This window comes from Enterobacter sp. SLBN-59, assembly GCF_024807915.1.
GTDB lineage: Bacteria > Pseudomonadota > Gammaproteobacteria > Enterobacterales > Enterobacteriaceae > Enterobacter > Enterobacter asburiae_B.
On the sequence record NZ_JANUFI010000001.1, the window covers coordinates 1,631,249 to 1,651,267 of the forward strand.

A 20,019-nucleotide genomic window follows, 5' to 3' on the forward strand; every position below is an offset into this window, starting at 1 on the left:
CTTGAATAGTGTTATGCCCACCAGTGAGCAATTTGCCAGGCCAGGCGGGCGGCGAGCTTAGCGCCCTGCCCGTCCCGATCGTACTGCGGGTTAAACTCTACCAGATCGGCGGCCTGTAGCTTACCGCTACGGCAGATTTGTTCGATAACCGGGAGAAGATCCAGCGCCGGTATGCCTAACGCAGCCGGTGCGGACACGGCAGGCATTTCGCTGGCGGGCAGGACGTCCAGATCGATCGTCAGATAGATACGGTCGGCCTGCGCCAGTACCTTTTCCAGGGCGGATAGCGCATCGCGCCTGAAATGGAGATCTTCCACCAGCGTGACGTTCAGGCGTTCGGCCTCATCCCACAGCGCCAGCGTGTTCGCCGCCCGGCTCACGCCAAGGCAGGCATAGTGAAATTCCCGCACGCGCTCATCGCAGTAGCGCGCCAGCTGGCGAAACGGGGTGCCGGATGTGGCCCGGTCGGCCTTGCGCAGATCGAGATGGGCATCAAGGTTGATAATGACAACCCGCTCGTTCGGGAAGGCCTCCAGCACGCCGCGACCGTGCGCCCACGCGGTTTCGTGCCCGCCGCCAAACACCAGCGTCCGCATCCCGGACTGCTGACAGGCCGTGACGGCATCGCTTAACGCCTGCTGTGCCGCTTCCAGCTCGCCGCCTTCAACGTACACCGAGCCCATATCCGCCAGCCGGTCATGCCCCTGATGGCTTGCCATATTTGCCAGCGCCTTTCGCAGCATATCCGGTGCCTGCACGGCGCCGGGCCTGCCCTGATTGCGTTTTACCCCTTCATCACATTCAAAGCCTATCAGCGCGATGCCGGATGAAAGCGGCGTGAACTGGCCCTGCTGCTTTATCGTCTGGAAAATTCGCTTTGCACTGCTGGCCTCGGCGCTGTCATCGCGCCCCTGCCAGACGGTTTCGGCTACGGGCCGCCATAACCTCATACTGCCTCCCCACGGAAAATACGTTGATACAGCGGATTGCGTCCCGGCTCGTAGACCATCTCAACCGGATGATGTGCATCCCAGACGATAAAATCGGCGACAAACCCTGCCCTGAGCTGTCCGTGGGTTGCACCGCGGCCCAGCGCCTGCGCGGCATGCCGCGTGACGCCAGCCCAGGCTTCTTCAGGGGTCAGACCAAACTGGACGCAGGCCATATTCATCGCCAGGTGCAGGCTGGCAAACGGGCTGGTGCCGGGGTTATAGTCGGTCGCGACGGCCATCGGCACGCCCTGTTTTCTGAGCTGTTCAACCGGCGGACGCTGGCGCTCCTGAAGAAAATAGAACGCACCCGGTAACAGGACGGCAACCGTGCCGCTTTCCGCCATCGCCTGAACGCCTGCGTCGTCGAGATACTCAATGTGATCGGCGGAAAGCCCCTTATACTGGCTGACCAGCGCCGCACCACCCTGATTCGACAGCTGCTCGACATGGCCTTTCACCGGAATACCGAGCGCAGTCGCCGCCTGGAAGAGGCGCTCGGTTTGCGACGGGGTGAAGCCGACGTTTTCACAAAACACGTCAACTGCTTCATATAACTCTTTTTGCCACAGCGTGGGCAATATCTGCTCGCAGACCAGCGTGAGGTACGCATCGGGATCCTGCCGGTATTCCGGCGGAACCGCGTGAGCCGCCAGCAGCGTTGGGCTGATATCGATAGGATTATTGAGGCTCAGCTGGCGTGCGACCTGCAGCATCTTCTCTTCGGCCTCGGGGTTTAGACCGTATCCCGACTTGATTTCAACCGTAGTGACGCCTTCATTCATCAGCCGCTGAAGCCGCTGCTGCGCCAGCTTAAGCAGGGTTTCGGGTGAGCTGCTGCGCGTCGCCGTCACGGTAGCGTTAATCCCGCCCCCCTGGGCGCTGATGGCTTGATAAGAGACGCCGTTCAGGCGCTGCTCCCACTCCGCCGCGCGGTCGCCGCCAAATACCAGGTGGGTATGGCAGTCAATCAGGCCAGGCGTGACCAGACGCCCCTGAAGATCGACACAGTGTCGGTGTCCGGAAGGAATGTCAGATTCAGGGATCGCGGCCAGAATAGTGTGGCCGCGCACGACCAGAGCGTGTTGCTCTTTCAGTCCATAAGGCGCAGGTACGTCCGGCGCCATCGTAGCCAGTCGCGCATTTCGCCATATTACATCGTCGGGATGAATCTGCTGCATGGGGCATTCCACTTGTCTTAGGTTGTATAGACATTTATTTGCATCCACCGTCTACTGTCAACCGCCTTAACGGAAAATGTTATTTATTTGTGATCACCTACCTGCCGCTCCGGGGCTAAAAATGCAACTTTTACCCTTTTTATCTTCCCGTTTCGCTCAACTTAGTATAAAAAAGCAGGCTATTTCGTCTATCCCGTTTAAGACTTGCATACCCAGGAGCTCTACCTTGAACATTTCCAGGATTTCCCGTCTGGCGTTAGCACTCGCCTTTGGCGTGACCTTATCCGCATGCAGTTCAACACCACCGGATCAGCGTCCTTCTGAGCAGGTTGCGCCCGGTACCGCCTCCCGCCCGATTTTGTCCGCTGATGAAGCGAAGAACTTCGATCGTGCGCACTACTTCTCGGCGATGGATCCTAACGCTGCGCCGTGGACACCGTCGTCTATTAACCTGCCTAAACAGCCTGACTTCGTGGTTGGCCCGGCGGGTGCGCAGGGCGTAACGCATACCTCTATTCAGGCTGCGGTTGATGCTGCCATCACTAAACACAGCGCGTCTCGCCAGTACATCGCGATCCTGCCGGGTGAATATGAAGGCACCGTGTATGTTCCGGCGGCCCCTGGCAGCATTACGCTTTACGGTCTGGGCGAAAAAGCGATCGACGTAAAAATTGGCCTGGCGATTGATTCCGAAATCGACAGCAACACCTGGCGTCACCTGGTGAATCCGGCCGGTAAATATATGCCGGGCAAACCGGCGTGGTATATGTTTGATAACTGCCAGAGCAAGCGTTCCGCCACCATTGGCGTGATGTGCTCGGCGGTATTCTGGTCTCAGAATAACGGTCTGCAGCTGCAGAACCTGACCATTCAGAATACCCTGGGCGACAGCGTTGATGCCGGCAGCCACCAGGCCGTTGCGCTGCGTAGCGATGGCGATAAGGTGCAGATTAACAACGTCAACATTCTGGGCCGTCAGAACACCTTCTTCGTGACCAACAGCGGCGTGCAGAACACCCTGCAGAATAACCGCCTGACCCGTACTCTGGTGACCAACAGCTACGTTGAAGGTGACGTGGATCTGGTGTCCGGTCGCGGCGCGGTGGTGTTTGATAATACCGATTTCCGCGTGGTGAACTCCCGCACTCAGCAGGAAGGTTACGTGTTTGCTCCGGCAACCCAGTCTAACCTCTTCTACGGCTTCCTGGCCGTGAACAGCCGCTTTAACGCTGCCGGTGACGGCGTGGCGCAGCTGGGACGCTCCCTGGACGTGGACTCAGCGACCAACGGTCAGGTCGTGATCCGCGACAGCGTGATCAATGAAGGCTTCAACATGGCGAAGCCGTGGGCTGATGCCGCGATCTCCAAACGTCCGTTCTCCGGCAACACCGGCGCGGTGGATGATAAAGGGAACGTGCAGCGCAATCTGAACGACGCTAACTTCAACCGCATGTGGGAATACAACAACCGCGGTCTGGGTAGCAAAGTGGTTGCTGAGCCGAAGCAGTAAGCTGTTTTGCCCGGTGGCGCTGCGTTTACCGGGCATAAAAAAACCTCGCATTCGCGAGGTTTTTTGTTTTTAGCCTCTTAGTGAGCGTTTACCACCACCCACATTGGCCCCTGGCCTACGGCATAACGCCCTTTCTCTTCCAGCAGCCCCTGCTCGCCTTTAATTTCATACAGCGCGATGTGGTGGGATTTCTGCCCCGCCGCAATCAGGAATTTACCGCTGTGATCGATATTAAAGCCGCGCGGCTGGGTTTCCGTTGGCTGGAACCCTTCAATCGCCAGCACGCTGCCGTCTTCAGAGACGCTAAAGACGGTAATCAGGCTGGAGGTACGGTCACAGGCGTACAGATGGCGACCATTTGGCGTAATGTGGATATCCGCCGCCCAGCGGGTATCGGAGAAATCAGACGGCATCATGTCCAGCGTCTGCACGCACTCAATCTGACCGTTTGGATCTTTCAGCTCCCATACGTCCACAGAGCTGTTCAGCTCATTGACCACGTAGGCGTACTGCTGGTTCGGATGGAAGACCATATGGCGCGGGCCGGCACCTTCAACGGTAGTCACTTCGGCAGGATTCTGCGCCACCAGATGACCGTCGTCGCTCAGGGTGAACAGGCAGATACGATCCTGCTTCAGCGCAGGCACCCACAGCGTGCGGTTATCCGGAGAGATATTCGCCGAGTGGCAGCCTTCAAGCCCTTCCACCACATCCACGGTTTCGACCGGAATACCATCTTCCAGACGCGTTACGCTGACGCAGCCCGCGTTATACGATCCGCTGAAGACAAAGTTGCCTTTACGATCGGTCGAGATATGGGTTGGGCTGCCCGGCAACGGGGCTTCGGCAGTGTACGTCAGCGCGCCATCGTCCGGAGAAATGCGATAGGCCAGCACGCGGAACTCCGGGCGCACACCCACGTACAAGAAACGTTTATCCGGGCTGATGACCATCGGTTGCACCTGGCCTGGAACATCAACAACCTGAACCAGCGTGAGTGTCCCTTCGGTATTTAAACGCCAGACGTGGATCTGCTGGCTTTCAGGACTGGCGGTATAAACGGTTTGTTTCATGAATATTCACTCCTCACTGCGCATGAAAGTAGTTAACTTTTGACGGTGAATGCTGAATTGTCGACAGGAGTTTTGAAGCGTTCGCCTCTCGGTGTACCATCCCATCAAAACGTAAATTCAATATTAACCCGGGAAAACAGATGACCTCGCGTGTGATTGCTCTGGATTTAGACGGTACCTTACTGACGCCGCAAAAAACCCTTCTCCCCTCCTCCCTTGAGGCGCTTAAACGCGCGCAGGAAGTGGGATATCAACTCCTTATCGTAACGGGTCGACATCACGTTGCCATTCACCCTTTTTATCAGGCACTGGCGTTAGATACACCTGCAATTTGTTGTAATGGCACTTACTTGTATGATTATCAGGCAAAAAAGGTTTTAGAATCCGACCCGCTGCCGGTTCCCCAGGCGCTGCAGCTGATCGATCTGCTGGATGAGCATGCCGTTCACGGCCTGATGTACGTGGATAACGCGATGGTGTACGAGCGCCCTACTGGCCATGTGGTGCGCACCAGCAACTGGGCGTTGTCCCTGCCTGAAGCGCAGCGTCCGGTCTTTACCCAGGTTTCCTCCCTGCGTCAGGCAGCCCAGGACGTTGAGGCTATCTGGAAATTCGCCCTGACCGATGAAGACACCACCAAACTGAATACCTTCGCAAAACACGTGGAACACACGCTGGGTCTGGAGTGCGAATGGTCCTGGCATGACCAGGTGGATATTGCCCGCAAAGGCAACAGCAAAGGCAAGCGCCTGACGCAGTATGTGGAATCGCAGGGCGGGTCGATGCGTGACGTGATCGCCTTCGGCGACAACTATAACGACATCAGCATGCTGGAAGCCGCCGGTACCGGCGTGGCGATGGGCAATGCCGACGACGCGGTAAAAGCCCGCGCCAACGTGGTGATTGGCGACAACACCACCGACAGCATCGCGCAGTACATTTATACCCACCTGCTGTAATCAGGCGGTAATCGAGACGCTCTTAATTTGCGCGTAAAGCCACAGGCCGGGTTTGATCCCTAACTCATCCCTCGCCCACGGGCTGATGCGCGCCCAGAGCGTCCTGCTGCCGACTTCAAGCTTCACTTCCACCTGCCCGTTATCATCAAAACACTCCGCGACTTTGGCGCGCAGAATATTTCGAATACTGGTTTGCAGCGGCGGCTGCAGCACCAGCGAGACGTCCGACGCCTGGATGCGAATTCGCAGCGCGGACTGTAGCGGTTTGTCGATCTTATTGACCCACAGATGCTGGTCACCCAGCGCCAGGGCGGTCATCGCGTAGTGCGGATGATGTTCCAGAACGCTCACTTTAAGAATGCTGCTCTGCTGTTCCCGGGGTAACCAGGGGTGCATTACGCTGCTGCCCCATACCTCTTCCAGGTTGCCGAAGGCCTTCACGCTGCCCTCTTCCAGCACCAGCACCTTGTCGGCCAGATGGAGGATTTCGTCCAGCGAATGGCTGACGTAGAGCATCGGAATATTAATTTCGCGCGTCAGGCGCTGAAGATAAGGCAGAAGTTCGCGTTTACGCGGAATATCGAGCGAGGCCAGCGGTTCGTCGAGCAGCAGCAGTTCGGGTGCGGTCAGCAACGCGCGGCCAATGGCCACACGCTGTTTTTCTCCACCGGAGAGCGAGGAGGGCAGCCTGTCGAGCAGAGGTTCAATGCCTAAAAGCGTCACCAGCTTGTCAAACTGCCCGGCCATGCTTTTCGCCATGCCGTAACGCAGGTTGCCGCGCACGCTGTAGTGCGGGAACAGGCGCGCGTCCTGGAAAACATAGCCGATGCGGCGCTTATCCGGCGAGAGGTAAACCTTATTCTCCACGTCATTCAGGACGCGGTCATTCAGGACAATACGGCCAGACTGCGGGCGGGTCAGGCCGCTGATGGCATTAATCAGCGACGTTTTTCCCGCCCCCGACACGCCAAAGATAGCGGTGATACCGCTGGTTGGCAGCGTTTCGTTAAGCGTCAGGGTATGGTTTCCCAGCGTCTGGGTAAAATGGAGTTCCAGCATGCTTATTTCCCCATCCGCTCGCGGCTAAGCCGCGCCAGCCATTCAGACACCATTAGCGATACCAGCGCCAGCACAATTGAAATAATACACAGCCGCGCCGCCGCGCCTTCACCGCCCGGCGTTTGAATCAGGGTGTACATTGCCGACGGGATGGTTCGCGTCTCGCCGGGGATGTTCGACACAAACGTGATCGTCGCGCCAAACTCGGCCAGCGAGCGGGCGAAGGCCAGCACCGTCCCGACAATAATGCCCGGCAGCGTGAGCGGGAGCGTGATGGTGAAAAAGACGCGCCAGCGCCCTGCGCCCAGCGTGCGGGCCGCCTGTTCGAGCTTCATGTCCACGCCTTCCAGCGCGAGGCGGATCGCCCTCACCATCAGCGGGAATGACATCACCGCCGCCGCCAGCACCGCACCGCGCCAGCTAAATGCAAACGTCAGCCCAAACCAGTCGTAGAGCTTCTCGCCGATAAAACCGCGTCGCCCCATCGAAATCAGCAGCAGGTAACCGACCACCACGGGCGGCAAAACGAGCGGAAGATGCAGCACGCTGTCGAGCAGCGTTTTGCCGGGAAACTGACAGCGAACCAGTAGCCAGGCAAAGAAGATCCCAAAGGGCAAACTCAGCGCAACCGCCAGGGAAGAGACTTTTAGGCTCAGCAGAACAGCCTGCCATTCAGGATCGGTCAATATCATCAGTGAGTCGTAAATCCATAACGTTTAAAGATTGCGGACGCCTCCGGCCCTTTCAGGTAATCGCGGAAGGCCGTCACGGCCGCATTTTTATGTCCATCAACAATCGCAACAGGATATTCCACTTTCTTGTGGGAGTCTTCCGGGAACGTTGCGACCACTTTTACACCTTTACTGACAACGGCATCAGAGCCATACACAATGCCCAGCGGGGCTTCGTTGCGTTCTACCAGCGCCAGCGCGCCGCGCACGTCTTCCGCCGGGGCCAGCTTCGGTGACAATGTCTCCCATGCACCCAGCTTTTGCAGCGCTTCTTTGGCATAAATCCCGGCCGGAACGTGCTCCGGGTCGCCCACGGCCAGACGGCCACCGTTCAGCAGGCTCGTCCAGTGGGTCTCTTTGTTGATGGTGAAGTCCGCCTGCGCGCTGGCTTTTGGCGCCACGACAACCAGGCTATTCCCCAGCAGCGTTTCGCGGGTTGTGGCATCAATCGATTTCTTCTCCGTCGCGTAGTCCATCCACTTCTGGTCAGCCGAGATGAACAGATCCGCCGGTGCGCCCGCTTCTATCTGGCGCGCCAGCGTCGAGGAAGAGGCAAAAGAGGAGACCACCTCGACGTTTTTCTCTTTTTTATACGCCGCCGCGATGTCCTGCAGCGCGTTGGTCAGCGACGCCGCGGCAAAGACCGTGATTTTACCTTCGTCCGCCAGCGCGTGTCCGGTAAGTGAAAGCGTCAGCGTTGCCCCTGCGAAAAGGCGTACCCATGAACGTGCCATCTGTAACTCCTGTGAGTAGCGTTATATACATCTTAATATAACGATTACGTCAGGGAGATCCCAGCGTTTAATCGTACCGCTGAAGGGGTAAACCGGTGTGATGCGTTAAATAATATCGGCGTAGACGGGAAAATCTTGAGAGCAAAACGCCCGGACTGGCCGGGCGTTTTGTGGGGAATCAATGCTGCTTTTTAGCCTGGTCTTTGTGACCAATGTTCGAAAAGACGTTGAACACTTCACCCAGGCCGTAGATGGCACCGAGGATGATGGCCATCACTACTGGTACCATGATCACGGCGAATACCAGACTTTTCAACAACTCTAACATGGTTTTCTCCAGATATTGTGAACGGCTCATTCTACCCTTTCAAGTGAGAAAAACATCCCCTTTTGTGCGGTACCCTTTGCGCCCTGCACCATTTAGGCCACAATACTCTTTTTGCCGGGACACTGTTATGCAGGCCGAAATTCTTCTCACTCTACGACTTCAGCAAAAGCTTTTCGCCGATCCGCGACGTATCGCCCTGCTTAAACAAATAGAACAAACGGGCTCAATTAGCCAGGGGGCGAAAAACGCGGGCATCAGCTACAAAAGTGCCTGGGACGCCATCAACGAAATGAACACCCTGAGCGAACACCCGCTGGTGGACAGAGCCACGGGCGGCAAAGGCGGCGGCGGTGCGATCGTGACGCGTTATGGCCAGCGCCTTATTCAGCTTTACGATCTGCTGGCCCAGATCCAGCAAAAGGCGTTCGATGTGTTGAGCGACGACGATAACGTTCCGCTGGACAGCTTGCTGGCCGCCATTTCCCGCTTCTCGTTACAAACCAGCGCCCGCAACCAGTGGTTTGGAACGGTGACGGCGCGCGACAATCTCCAGGTACAGCAGCATATTGAGATCCTGCTTGCCGATGGCACCAACCGTCTGAAAGCCGCAATAACGGCGCAGAGCGCAGAGCGCCTTGAGCTCGATGAAGGTAAAGAGGTGCTGGTGCTGCTGAAAGCGCCGTGGGTCAATATCACGCGCGATCCCGACGCCGCAAAGGCGGCCGATAACCAGCTCCAGGGCGCTATTAGCCATATCGAACGCGGCCAGGCGCAGTGCGAAGTGCTGATGACCCTCGCAGACGGGCAACCGCTTTGCGCGACGATACCGCTTAGCGAAGCGGACGGTTTAGAAGAAGGTTCTGTCGTTACCGCCTGGTTCAACGCAGACCGGGTGATTATCGCCACATTGTGCTGAGCGCATTGACAATCGCGCCGACAGTGCGTATCCCTGATATCTGTTGCTGCAAAAACAGGGATAAACCATGTCATCATTGCATATTTCGCAAGGCACGTTTCGTCTTAGCGATACCCGAACGCTGACGATTGCTGATTTGACGATACGCGCGGGTGAAAGCTGGGCGTTTGTCGGCACTAACGGCAGCGGTAAATCCGCGCTGGCCCGCGCGCTGGCCGGCGAGCTCCCCCTCCTCAAGGGCGAATGCCAGGGCGACTTTACGCGCCTGACGCGCCTGTCATTTGAACAATTGCAAAAGCTGGTAAGCGACGAGTGGCAGCGCAATAACACTGATTTACTCAGCCCTGGCGAAGAAGATACCGGCCGTACGACGGCGGAAATTATTCAGGATGAGGTGAAAGATCCCGCCCGCTGTCAGCGCCTGGCAGAACGGTTCGGCATCACCGCCCTGCTCAACCGGCGCTTTAAATACCTTTCAACCGGCGAGACGCGAAAAACGCTGCTTTGCCAGGCGCTGATGAGCGAGCCCGAGCTGCTTATCCTCGACGAACCCTTTGACGGCCTTGACGTGCAGTCCCGTGCGCAGCTGGCGGCCCTGCTGGAGTCGCTTAATCAGCAGGGCTATACCCTGGTTTTGGTGCTTAACCGCTTCGATGAAATTCCGGACTTTATTCAGCACGCGGGCGTACTGGCCGACTGTAACCTGACCGAGACCGGTGAAAAAACCGCGCTGCTTAAGCAGGCGCTCATCGCCCAGCTCGCGCACAGTGAACAACTCGACGGAATTACGCTTCCGGAACCTGACGCCCCTTCGGCCCGCCATGCGCTCGATCCCCACCAGCCGCGCATCGTGCTGCGGGATGGGATGGTCTCTTATGACGATCGCCCGATCCTTAACCGTCTTAGCTGGACGGTCAATCCCGGCGAGCACTGGCAGATCGTCGGACCTAACGGCGCGGGAAAATCCACGCTGCTGAGCCTTATCACCGGCGATCACCCGCAGGGCTATAGCAACGATCTGACGCTGTTTGGTCGGCGTCGCGGCAGCGGCGAAACCATCTGGGATATTAAAAAACATATCGGCTACGTCAGCAGCAGCCTGCATCTGGATTACCGGGTCAGTACCACGGTACGCAACGCGATCCTTTCCGGGTATTTTGATTCCATCGGTATTTATCAGGCGGTGTCTGACAAACAACACAAGCTCGCCCAGCAGTGGCTGGATATCCTGGGCATGGACAACCGGGTCGCTGACGCACCGTTTCATAGTCTGTCGTGGGGACAGCAGCGTCTGGCCCTGATCGTTCGCGCGCTGGTGAAACACCCTACGCTTCTGATCCTCGACGAACCGCTGCAGGGACTCGATCCGCTGAATCGCCAGCTTATCCGCCGCTTTGTGGACGTGCTGATTAGCGAAGGTGAAACGCAGCTGCTGTTCGTTTCACATCATGCCGAAGATGCCCCCGCCTGCATCACGCATCGCCTGGAGTTTGTGCCCGACGGTGAGGGTTATCGCTATCTTCTCAGCAACGTCGATTAAACCCGGAGGGCTCTGCCCTCCTCTTTTTCAGATAACTTGCATCAATACATGGCTATCTCTTTGATCTAGAATGCACTCAGTCATTAAAAAAGCGAGTGTGAAAACGAGTGTAAACGATTCCACTATTTTATCCCATGTCACACTTTTCGCGTCTCTGTTATGCTATGGTTATTACATACCATAAGCCCAATGGAGCGAAATATGCGAGTTCTGGTAACAGGTGGTAGCGGTTACATAGGTAGTCATACCTGCGTGCAACTGCTGCAAAACGGTCACGACGTCATCATCCTCGACAACCTGTGCAACAGTAAGCGCAGCGTGCTGCCGGTGATTGAACGCCTTGGCGGTAAACAACCGACTTTCGTGGAAGGCGACATCCGCAACGAAGCGCTGATGACCGAGATCCTTCACGACCATGCCATCGAAGCGGTGATCCACTTCGCGGGTCTGAAAGCGGTCGGTGAATCCGTTGCGAAGCCGCTCGAGTATTACGACAACAACGTCAACGGTACTCTGCGTCTCATCTCCGCCATGCGCGCGGCGAACGTCAAAAACTTCATCTTTAGCTCCTCCGCCACCGTCTACGGCGATCAGCCCAAAATCCCTTACGTTGAAAGCTTCCCGACCGGTACGCCGCAAAGCCCGTACGGCAAAAGCAAGCTGATGGTGGAACAGATCCTGACCGACCTGCAAAAAGCACAGCCGGAGTGGAGCATCGCCTTACTGCGCTACTTCAACCCGGTCGGCGCGCATCCGTCAGGCGATATGGGGGAAGATCCGCAGGGCATCCCGAACAACCTGATGCCGTATATCGCCCAGGTTGCCGTGGGTCGCCGCGACTCGCTGGCGATTTTTGGCAATGACTATCCGACCGAAGACGGTACCGGCGTGCGCGACTACATCCACGTGATGGATCTGGCCGACGGTCACGTTGCGGCCATGCAGCAGCTGGCCAACAAACCGGGCGTGCATATTTACAACCTCGGCGCCGGGGTCGGCAGCAGCGTGCTGGACGTGGTTAACGCCTTCAGCAAAGCCTGCGGCAAGCCGGTGAACTATCACTTCGCTCCGCGTCGTGATGGCGACCTGCCTGCTTACTGGGCCGATGCCACCAAAGCCGACAAAGAGCTTAACTGGCGTGTGACGCGCACGCTTGATGAAATGGCACAGGATACCTGGCACTGGCAGTCACGCCACCCGCAAGGCTATCCGGACTAAGGATCCGTCATGACGCAATTTAACCCCGTCGATCATCCGCATCGTCGTTTTAACCCGTTAAGCGGGCAATGGATTTTGGTTTCTCCGCATCGCGCCAAGCGCCCCTGGCAGGGGGCGCAGGAGACGCCTGCAAAACAGACGCTGCCACAGCACGACCCGGACTGCTTCCTCTGTCCGGGCAACACGCGCGTCACCGGGGACAAAAACCCGGACTACAAAGGCACCTTCGTCTTCACCAACGATTTTGCCGCCCTGATGACCGACACGCCGGACGCGCCGGAAAGCCACGATCCGCTGATGCGATGTGAAAGCGCGCGCGGCACCAGCCGCGTGATCTGCTTCTCGCCCGATCACAGCAAAACGCTGCCGGAGCTGAGCGTGGACGCGCTGAAAGAGGTCGTCAGCACCTGGCAGGCGCAAACCGCAGAGCTGGGGCAGAGCTATCCGTGGGTGCAGGTGTTCGAAAACAAAGGCGCGGCCATGGGCTGCTCTAACCCGCACCCGCACGGCCAGATCTGGGCGAACAGCTTCCTGCCTAACGAAGCCGAGCGTGAAGACCGTCTGCAGAAAGCGTATTTTGCTGAAAACGGTTCGCCGATGCTGGTGGACTACACCCAGCGCGAGCTGGCCGACGGCAGCCGCACCGTGGTGGAAACCGAACACTGGCTGGCCGTCGTCCCCTACTGGGCCGCCTGGCCGTTTGAAACGCTGCTGCTGCCGAAAGCGCACGTGCAGCGCATCACCGATCTTAGCGACGCGCAGCGCGACGACCTTGCCCTGGCGCTGAAAAAGCTCACGAGCCGTTACGACAACCTCTTCCAGTGCTCTTTCCCGTACTCCATGGGCTGGCACGGCGCCCCGTTTAACGACGAAGAGAATCAACACTGGCAGCTGCACGCCCATTTCTATCCGCCGCTGCTGCGCTCTGCGACGGTACGTAAATTCATGGTGGGCTATGAAATGCTGGCGGAAACCCAGCGTGACCTGACGGCGGAACAGGCGGCAGAACGTCTGCGTGCCGTTAGCGACGTCCACTATCGCGAATCAGGAGTCTAAAAAAATGAGTCTGAAAGATAAAACACAATCCCTGTTTGCTGAGAAATTTGGCTACCCTGCCACCCACGTTATTCAGGCGCCAGGCCGCGTTAACCTGATCGGTGAACACACCGACTATAACGACGGATTCGTGCTGCCGTGCGCCATCGATTACCAGACCGTCATCAGCTGTGCGAAGCGCGACGACCGTAAAGTTCGCGTGATTGCGGCGGATTACGGTAATGAGACGGACGAGTTTTCCCTCGATGCCCCGATTGTGACGCACGACAGCCAGCAGTGGTCTAACTACGTGCGCGGCGTGGTGAAACACCTTCAGAAGCGCAACAAGAACTTTGGCGGTGCGGATTTAGTTATCAGCGGCAACGTGCCGCAGGGTGCGGGCTTAAGCTCCTCTGCGTCGCTGGAAGTCGCGGTTGGTACCGTATTCCAGCAGCTTTATCATCTGCCGCTGGACGGCGCGCAAATCGCCCTGAACGGTCAGGAAGCAGAAAACCAGTTCGTGGGCTGTAACTGCGGCATTATGGACCAGCTGATCTCCGCGCTGGGCAAAAAAGAGCATGCCCTGTTAATTGACTGCCGTTCGCTGGGTACCAAAGCCGTTCCCCTGCCGAAAGGCGCGGCTGTGGTGATCGTCAACAGCAACTTTAAGCGCACGCTGGTGGGCAGCGAATACAACACCCGCCGCCAGCAGTGCGAAACCGGCGCCCGCTTCTTCCAGCAGCCTGCCCTGCGCGACGTGACGCTCAATGAATTTAACAAAGTGGCGCACGAGCTGGATCCGGTTGTCGCCAAACGCGTTCGTCACGTGCTGACGGAAAATACCCGTACCGTTGAAGCCGCGTCCGCGCTGGCGAAAGGTGACCTGAAACGCATGGGTGAGCTGATGGCGGAATCTCACGCCTCCATGCGCGATGATTTTGAAATCACCGTTCCGCAGATCGACACCCTGGTGGACATCGTTAAAGCCACCATTGGCGACAAAGGCGGCGTGCGCATGACGGGCGGCGGTTTTGGCGGCTGCATCGTTGCGCTGGTGCCAGAAGAGCTGGTCCCTGCCGTACAGGATGCCGTGGCGAAGCAGTACGAAGCAAAAACGGGTATCAAAGAAACCTTCTATGTTTGTAAAGCATCACAAGGAGCCGGACAGTGCTAAACGAAACACCTACCCTTGCACCGGATGGTCTGCCGTATCGCCTGTTAACCCTGCGCAACAGCGCGGGGATGGTCGTTACGGTGATGGACTGGGGGGCAACCCTTCTTTCTGCCCGCGTACCGATGCCGGACGGCAGCGTGCGCGAGACCCTGCTCGGCTGCGCCTCGCCTGAGCAGTACATCAATCAGTCCGCCTATCTGGGCGCGTCCGTTGGTCGCTATGCTAACCGCATCGCAAAGAGCCGTTTTGAACTCGACGGCGTGCAGTACACCCTGCTTCCAAGCCAGGGTGAGAACCAGCTGCACGGTGGTCCGGACGGATTCGATAAACGCCGCTGGAAGATTGTTCGTCAAAACGATGGCGAAGTGCTGTTCTCGCTGGATTCGCCTGATGGCGATCAGGGCTTCCCGGGGAACCTTGTCGCGTCCGCGCGCTTTACGCTGACCGACGACAACCGTATCGCCATCGAATACCGTGCGACGGTCGATAAGCCGTGTCCGGTCAATCTGACCAATCACGCGTATTTCAACCTGGACGGTAGCCAGTGCGACGTGCGTGAGCACAAGCTGCAGATCCTGGCGGATGCGTATCTGCCGGTTGACGAGATGGGCATTCCGTATCAGGGCCTCAAAGACGTGAGCGGCACCAGCTTTGACTTCCGCAGCGCGAAGTCCATCGCCCAGGATTTCATGAGCGATGACGATCAGCGTAAGGTAAAAGGCTACGACCACGCTTTCCTGCTGCAGGCCAAAGGCGATGTGAAACAGCCTGCCGCGCAGGTCTGGTCTGCGGATGAGAAACTGCAGATGACGGTTTATACCACTGCCCCTGCCCTGCAGTTTTACTCAGGCAACTACCTCGGCGGCACGACGGCGCGCGAACATGATGAGTACAGCGACTGGCAAGGCCTGGCGCTGGAGAGCGAGTTCCTGCCGGACAGCCCGAACCATCCGGAATGGCCGCAGCCAGACTGCGTGCTGCGTCCGGGTAAAGAGTACGTGAGCGTGACGGAATATCATTTTATTCCACATTAATATCCAGCCCTCCCTCCGGAGGGCTTTTTTCTGCGCGCCTTGCTGAAAATAGCGCCGATCGCAGACAAAATCATAACCCTGGATTCACAAGCATCTTACACTCAGAGACTATTTTCGCTATGGTTAGGGTTAAGCGTTGCTGGTGGCACAGCCACGGCAATATAATGAGAATTGTTATCATTCTAAAAATGCTTGAGGAGTAAGAGATGGCTATAACTAAGCTGGTCCTGGTGCGTCACGGCGAAAGCCAGTGGAACAACGAAAACCGCTTTACCGGTTGGTACGACGTTGATCTGTCTGAGAAAGGCGTAAGCGAAGCAAAAGCAGCGGGTAAACTGCTGAAGGAAGAAGGCTTCAGCTTTGATTTTGCTTACACCTCTGTGCTGAAACGTGCCATCCACACCCTGTGGAACGTGCTGGACGAACTGGATCAGGCCTGGCTGCCGGTTGAGAAGTCCTGGAAACTGAACGAACGTCACTACGGTGCACTGCAGGGCCTGAACAAAGCGGAAACCGCTGAGAAATATGGCGACGAGCAGGTTAAACAGTGGCGTCGCGGCTTCGCAATCACCCCACCAGAACTGACCAAAGATGACGAGCGCTACCCGGGCCACGACCCGCGTTACGCGAAGCTGACCGACGCTGAGCTGCCAACCACCGAAAGCCTGGCGCTGACCATCGACCGCGTTGTGCCTTACTGGAACGAAACCATTCTGCCACGCCTGAAAAGCGGCGAGCGCGTGATCATCGCTGCTCACGGTAACTCCCTGCGTGCGCTGGTGAAATACCTGGACAACATGGGTGAAGACGAAATCCTCGAACTGAACATCCCAACCGGCGTACCGCTGGTGTATGAGTTCGACGAAAACTTCAAGCCAATCAAACACTACTATCTGGGTAACGCAGAAGAGATCGCGGCGAAAGCAGCGGCTGTCGCGAACCAGGGTAAAGCGAAGTAACTTTCGCAAGGCATAAAAAAAGCGCGGAGCCTTCCGCGCTTTTTTATTTGTGCCTGAGAATTCAGCCGCGGCGCGCTTTTACCGCATTCGCCAGCTGACGCAGGATGGTATCGGTATCGTCCCAGCCAATGCAGGCATCGGTGACGCTTTTGCCATACACCAGCGGCTCGCTGCCTTCCAGGTTCTGGTTACCTTCAACCAGATGACTTTCGATCATTACCCCAATCACCGCCTTCTCACCGCCGGCAACCTGCTGGCAGACGTCTGCACCCACTTCCATCTGCTTTTTAAACTGCTTGCTGGAGTTAGCATGGCTGAAATCGATCATCACCTGCGGTGGCAGCCCGGCTTTTTCCAGCCCGACCTTCACTTCTGCCACGTGTTTCGCGCTGTAGTTCGGCTCTTTGCCGCCGCGCAGAATGATATGGCAGTCACCGTTTCCGCTGGTGTTAACGATGGCGGAATGGCCCCATTTGGTCACGGACAGGAAGCAGTGCGGCGCACCCGCTGCGTTGATAGCGTCGATAGCCACCTTAATGGTGCCGTCAGTGCCGTTTTTGAAACCCACCGGGCAAGAAAGACCGGACGCCAGCTCGCGGTGCACCTGAGATTCGGTTGTGCGAGCACCAATTGCGCCCCAGCTCATCAGGTCTGCCAGGTATTGCGGCGTTATCATGTCCAGGAATTCACCGGCCGCAGGCAGGCCGCTGTCGTTGATCTCCAGCAGCAGCTTGCGCGCAATGCGCAGGCCGTCGTTGATCTGGAAGCTGTTATCCATATGCGGATCGTTAATCAGTCCTTTCCAGCCCACGGTAGTGCGCGGTTTCTCAAAATAGACGCGCATCACGATTTCCAGCTCGTCCTTCAGCTCTTCACGGAGGGTGAGCAGACGGGCAGCGTACTCTTTCGCAGCTGCAGGATCGTGAATGGAGCACGGGCCAATCACCACCAGAAGACGATCGTCATTACCTTTCAGGATCTTATGGATCGCTTTACGAGCATGAGAAACCGTGTTTGCGGCATTTTCAGTGGCGGGGAATTTCTCAAGGAGCGCTACAGGAGGTAATAACTCGTTGATCTCTTTAATGCGTAAATCGTCGTTCTGATAATTCATTTTCTTTCCAGCTCTGCCATATCTTTAGTAATGAAAGCAATCCTTTCAATCTATCTTGTCGACCAGGAAGTGTAAACACGGTTTTACACTTCACGCAGATAATTCCTGGAATTCGCCTAAAAATCGCCACAAAATAGCGAAAAACGAGATCTAACCTAAGCTTTTTAACTGTAACAACCAATTTTACACGCTTAAACGCGATTCCCTACTGACGTAAGTCCGTAAGGCGGAATCTTTCGCCTCAGAAAAAGATGCACTGTTGGAGAATGTTATCCAGCGTAACGACAAGAACAGGAGCACCATGATGAAAATGACAAAACTGGCAACCCTCTTCCTGACCGCCACACTCACTCTGGCCAGCGGCAGCGTCCTGGCCGCGGAAACGGGCACATCAGACAGCAACGGTGATGCGAATGCCGCTGCGGCAGCAGGCCAGCCCGCACCTGATGCGAAACAGAATATCGCCCCGAATAATGTCGACAACAGCCAGATCAATACCGGCAACACTAACACCGGAGGTACCATGCTGCATCCCAACGGCAGCGGTTCCGGCACCATGAATCATGACAATATGAGTTCGGACGAGGTTCATAAGAACTCAATGTGCAAGGACGGCAAATGCCCTGACCCTAATGACAAAGTAGGAAACGACGCGAATACCAAAACCGATGGCACCACCCAGTAATGGGGATGTTCGGTAAGAAAAAGGAGAGCTCTGGCTCTCCTTTCTTTTTGGAGTAACCTATTAAAAACGCTACACTAAAAACAATAACACATCAGGAAAGCAGACATGGCTCACTCCCATTCCCACTCACCCTCTCCCGGCAACGACAACGCTAAACGACTGATGCTGGCCTTTGGCGTCACGGCAACGTTTATGATTATCGAGGTCATTGGCGGCCTGATTTCCGGCTCTCTGGCGCTACTGGCTGATGCCGGGCACATGCTGACCGATGCCGCAGCGCTGCTCTTCGCCCTGCTGGCGGTGCAGTTTGCGCGTCGTCCTCCCAATGCGCGCCATACCTTCGGCTGGCTGAGGCTGACAACCCTCGCCGCGTTTGTTAACGCTATTGCGCTGGTGGTCATTACCGTTCTTATCGTCTGGGAGGCCGTACAGCGATTCAGACACCCGCAGCCGATCGCCGGGGCGACAATGATGGTGATTGCCGTAGCGGGGCTGCTGGCGAATATCCTCGCCTTCTGGATTTTGCACCGCGGCAGCGGGGAAAAGAACCTCAACGTGCGCGCTGCGGCTCTGCATGTTCTGGGTGATTTGCTCGGCTCAGTCGGGGCGATTGTCGCCGCGCTGGTGATCCTCTACACCGGCTGGACGCCTGTCGATCCGATTCTGTCCGTGCTGGTGTCGTGTCTGGTCTTGCGCAGCGCCTGGCGGCTGCTGAAGGAGAGCGTGAATGAACTGCTTGAAGGGGCACCGGCATCGATGGATATTGACGAGCTGAAGCGCAACCTGCGCCGTTCAGTCCCGGAAGTCCGCAATGTTCATCACGTGCACGTCTGGCTGGTAGGGGAAAAACCGGTCATGACGCTGCACGTCCAGGTGATCCCGCCTCACGACCACGATGCGCTGCTTGAACGCATCCAGCATTTTCTTGAACATCACTACGAAATTGGCCACGCCACCATCCAGATGGAGTATCAGCCCTGTAACGGGCCGGACTGCCACCTTAACGAGGCGCAGTCCGGACATTCACATCAGCATCACCACTAGCTGGAAAGCGCGTGAGAACCCCGCTCACGCGCGCTCTTAATCCACATCCGGCTGCCGTTCAGCGCAATGAAGGTCAGCAGCAGATATTCCAGCGACATCGCATAGACGCCCTGCAGGGCGAAGATTGCCACGCTGATCACGTTGATGATCACCCACAGCAGCCAGTTCTCAACGTATTTACGGGTCATCAGGATCATCGCCGCAATCGACAGCACCATCATGCAGGAATCCCAGAACGGGAAGGCATCCGGCTGGAGCTCGGGCATCGTCACGTTCAGGCCGAAACCGGACATGACCGAAACGGCAACGCGGGTCAGGAACGCAAACACCGGGTTGATATAGACGGTCATTAAACCAATGGCGACCACGCAGGCGACAAACCAGGCGATGGCTTTCGGCAATGGAAGCCAGCGGATCTGCAGTTCTGCCTCCTGCTGGCTGTTCTGACGCGACCACGCGTACCAGCCGTAAATATTGGCGGCGAAGAAGAACAGCTGCAAAAGCAGGCTGGCGTACAGCTGGATCTGGAAGAAGATAATCGCAAACAGCGTAACGTTAATCAGCCCGAACGCATAGTTGCTGATCTTCTCCAGGCTTGCCAGCCAGATACAGAGTAACCCCGCCAGCGTGCCAACGGCCTCAATCCATGACAGGTCATAGCCACCTGCACCAATCGGTATATGAACCAGAATGTTCTGCGTGCTAAAAAAATCCATCTTTTACCCGGTCGTTTTGA

20 protein-coding genes are annotated in these 20,019 nt (G+C 56.9%); 11 read left to right on the forward strand and 9 right to left on the reverse strand.

Annotation, left to right across the window (positions count from 1 at the left end; all coding sequences use genetic code 11):
* Positions 1-11: 11 nt before the first annotated feature.
* Positions 12-950, reverse strand: coding sequence for a formimidoylglutamase (gene hutG, locus M2422_RS07725; protein WP_064672114.1), 939 nt, complete (start codon positions 948-950; stop codon positions 12-14).
* Positions 947-2,170, reverse strand: coding sequence for an imidazolonepropionase (hutI, locus tag M2422_RS07730; RefSeq protein WP_064672113.1), 1,224 nt, complete (start codon positions 2,168-2,170; stop codon positions 947-949). The genes hutG and hutI overlap by 4 nt, the downstream gene beginning before the upstream one ends.
* 226 nt (positions 2,171-2,396) lie before the next feature.
* Between hutI and M2422_RS07735 the strand changes: the two genes are divergently transcribed.
* Positions 2,397-3,680, forward strand: a complete 1,284-nt coding sequence (locus tag M2422_RS07735) for a putative acyl-CoA thioester hydrolase (protein ID WP_033144970.1) — start codon at positions 2,397-2,399, stop codon at positions 3,678-3,680.
* Positions 3,681-3,757: 77 nt separating this feature from the next.
* Here M2422_RS07735 and pgl read toward each other — a convergent pair whose 3' ends face one another.
* Complete coding sequence (pgl, locus tag M2422_RS07740) at positions 3,758-4,753, reverse strand: 6-phosphogluconolactonase (protein WP_064672112.1); 996 nt, start codon at positions 4,751-4,753, stop codon at positions 3,758-3,760.
* A 140-nt stretch (positions 4,754-4,893) separates the two neighbouring features.
* On the opposite strand from pgl, the gene M2422_RS07745 reads away from it, so the two are divergent.
* Positions 4,894-5,712, forward strand: a complete 819-nt coding sequence (locus M2422_RS07745; RefSeq protein WP_033144968.1) for a pyridoxal phosphatase — start codon at positions 4,894-4,896, stop codon at positions 5,710-5,712.
* Here M2422_RS07745 and modC read toward each other — a convergent pair whose 3' ends face one another.
* The 4 genes from modC to M2422_RS07765 all read right to left on the reverse strand — a co-directional run bounded on the left by modC (position 5,713) and on the right by M2422_RS07765 (position 8,564).
* Entirely contained in the window at positions 5,713-6,771 is a 1,059-nt protein-coding gene (gene modC / locus M2422_RS07750; protein ID WP_064672111.1) for a molybdenum ABC transporter ATP-binding protein ModC, read from the reverse strand.
* A gap of 2 nt (positions 6,772-6,773) precedes the next feature.
* Entirely contained in the window at positions 6,774-7,463 is a 690-nt protein-coding gene (modB, locus tag M2422_RS07755) for a molybdate ABC transporter permease subunit (RefSeq protein ID WP_064672110.1), read from the reverse strand.
* On the reverse strand, positions 7,463-8,236 hold the full coding sequence (gene modA, locus M2422_RS07760) for a molybdate ABC transporter substrate-binding protein (RefSeq protein ID WP_064672109.1): 774 nt from the start codon (positions 8,234-8,236) through the stop codon (positions 7,463-7,465). Before modA ends, modB begins: the two co-directional genes overlap by 1 nt.
* A gap of 178 nt (positions 8,237-8,414) precedes the next feature.
* On the reverse strand, positions 8,415-8,564 hold the full coding sequence (locus M2422_RS07765; protein ID WP_023310811.1) for an AcrZ family multidrug efflux pump-associated protein: 150 nt from the start codon (positions 8,562-8,564) through the stop codon (positions 8,415-8,417).
* A 127-nt stretch (positions 8,565-8,691) separates the two neighbouring features.
* Between M2422_RS07765 and modE the strand changes: the two genes are divergently transcribed.
* The 7 genes from modE to gpmA all read left to right on the forward strand — a co-directional run bounded on the left by modE (position 8,692) and on the right by gpmA (position 16,440).
* Entirely contained in the window at positions 8,692-9,480 is a 789-nt protein-coding gene (gene modE / locus M2422_RS07770; RefSeq protein ID WP_064672108.1) for a molybdenum-dependent transcriptional regulator, read from the forward strand.
* A gap of 67 nt (positions 9,481-9,547) precedes the next feature.
* Positions 9,548-11,020: a molybdate ABC transporter ATP-binding protein ModF gene (gene modF / locus M2422_RS07775; RefSeq protein ID WP_064672107.1), complete on the forward strand. Its 1,473-nt coding sequence runs from the start codon at positions 9,548-9,550 to the stop codon at positions 11,018-11,020.
* A gap of 201 nt (positions 11,021-11,221) precedes the next feature.
* Entirely contained in the window at positions 11,222-12,238 is a 1,017-nt protein-coding gene (gene galE / locus M2422_RS07780; RefSeq protein ID WP_023334950.1) for a UDP-glucose 4-epimerase GalE, read from the forward strand.
* A gap of 9 nt (positions 12,239-12,247) precedes the next feature.
* On the forward strand, positions 12,248-13,294 hold the full coding sequence (gene galT, locus M2422_RS07785; protein WP_064672106.1) for a galactose-1-phosphate uridylyltransferase: 1,047 nt from the start codon (positions 12,248-12,250) through the stop codon (positions 13,292-13,294).
* Positions 13,295-13,298: 4 nt separating this feature from the next.
* Positions 13,299-14,447, forward strand: a complete 1,149-nt coding sequence (galK, locus tag M2422_RS07790) for a galactokinase (RefSeq protein WP_064672105.1) — start codon at positions 13,299-13,301, stop codon at positions 14,445-14,447.
* Positions 14,441-15,481 (forward strand): galactose-1-epimerase, encoded by a 1,041-nt coding sequence (galM, locus tag M2422_RS07795; protein WP_064672104.1) that lies wholly within the window; start codon positions 14,441-14,443, stop codon positions 15,479-15,481. Before galK ends, galM begins: the two co-directional genes overlap by 7 nt.
* Positions 15,482-15,687: 206 nt before the next feature.
* A complete protein-coding gene (gene gpmA / locus M2422_RS07800; protein WP_023310804.1) occupies positions 15,688-16,440 on the forward strand; it encodes a 2,3-diphosphoglycerate-dependent phosphoglycerate mutase in 753 nt (250 codons plus the stop codon).
* Positions 16,441-16,501: 61 nt separating this feature from the next.
* On the opposite strand, the gene aroG is transcribed toward gpmA, so the two are convergent.
* Complete coding sequence (gene aroG / locus M2422_RS07805; protein WP_058841707.1) at positions 16,502-17,554, reverse strand: 3-deoxy-7-phosphoheptulonate synthase AroG; 1,053 nt, start codon at positions 17,552-17,554, stop codon at positions 16,502-16,504.
* Between the two features lie 304 nt (positions 17,555-17,858).
* Between aroG and M2422_RS07810 the strand changes: the two genes are divergently transcribed.
* Both M2422_RS07810 and zitB read left to right on the forward strand, forming a co-directional pair.
* Complete coding sequence (locus M2422_RS07810) at positions 17,859-18,239, forward strand: protein YbgS (RefSeq protein ID WP_032661161.1); 381 nt, start codon at positions 17,859-17,861, stop codon at positions 18,237-18,239.
* Positions 18,240-18,344: 105 nt separating this feature from the next.
* Positions 18,345-19,283, forward strand: a complete 939-nt coding sequence (gene zitB, locus M2422_RS07815; protein WP_033144958.1) for a CDF family zinc transporter ZitB — start codon at positions 18,345-18,347, stop codon at positions 19,281-19,283.
* On the opposite strand, the gene pnuC is transcribed toward zitB, so the two are convergent.
* A complete protein-coding gene (pnuC, locus tag M2422_RS07820; protein WP_047061376.1) occupies positions 19,280-19,999 on the reverse strand; it encodes a nicotinamide riboside transporter PnuC in 720 nt (239 codons plus the stop codon). The genes zitB and pnuC overlap by 4 nt on opposite strands.
* Between the last annotated feature and the right edge of the window lie 20 nt (positions 20,000-20,019).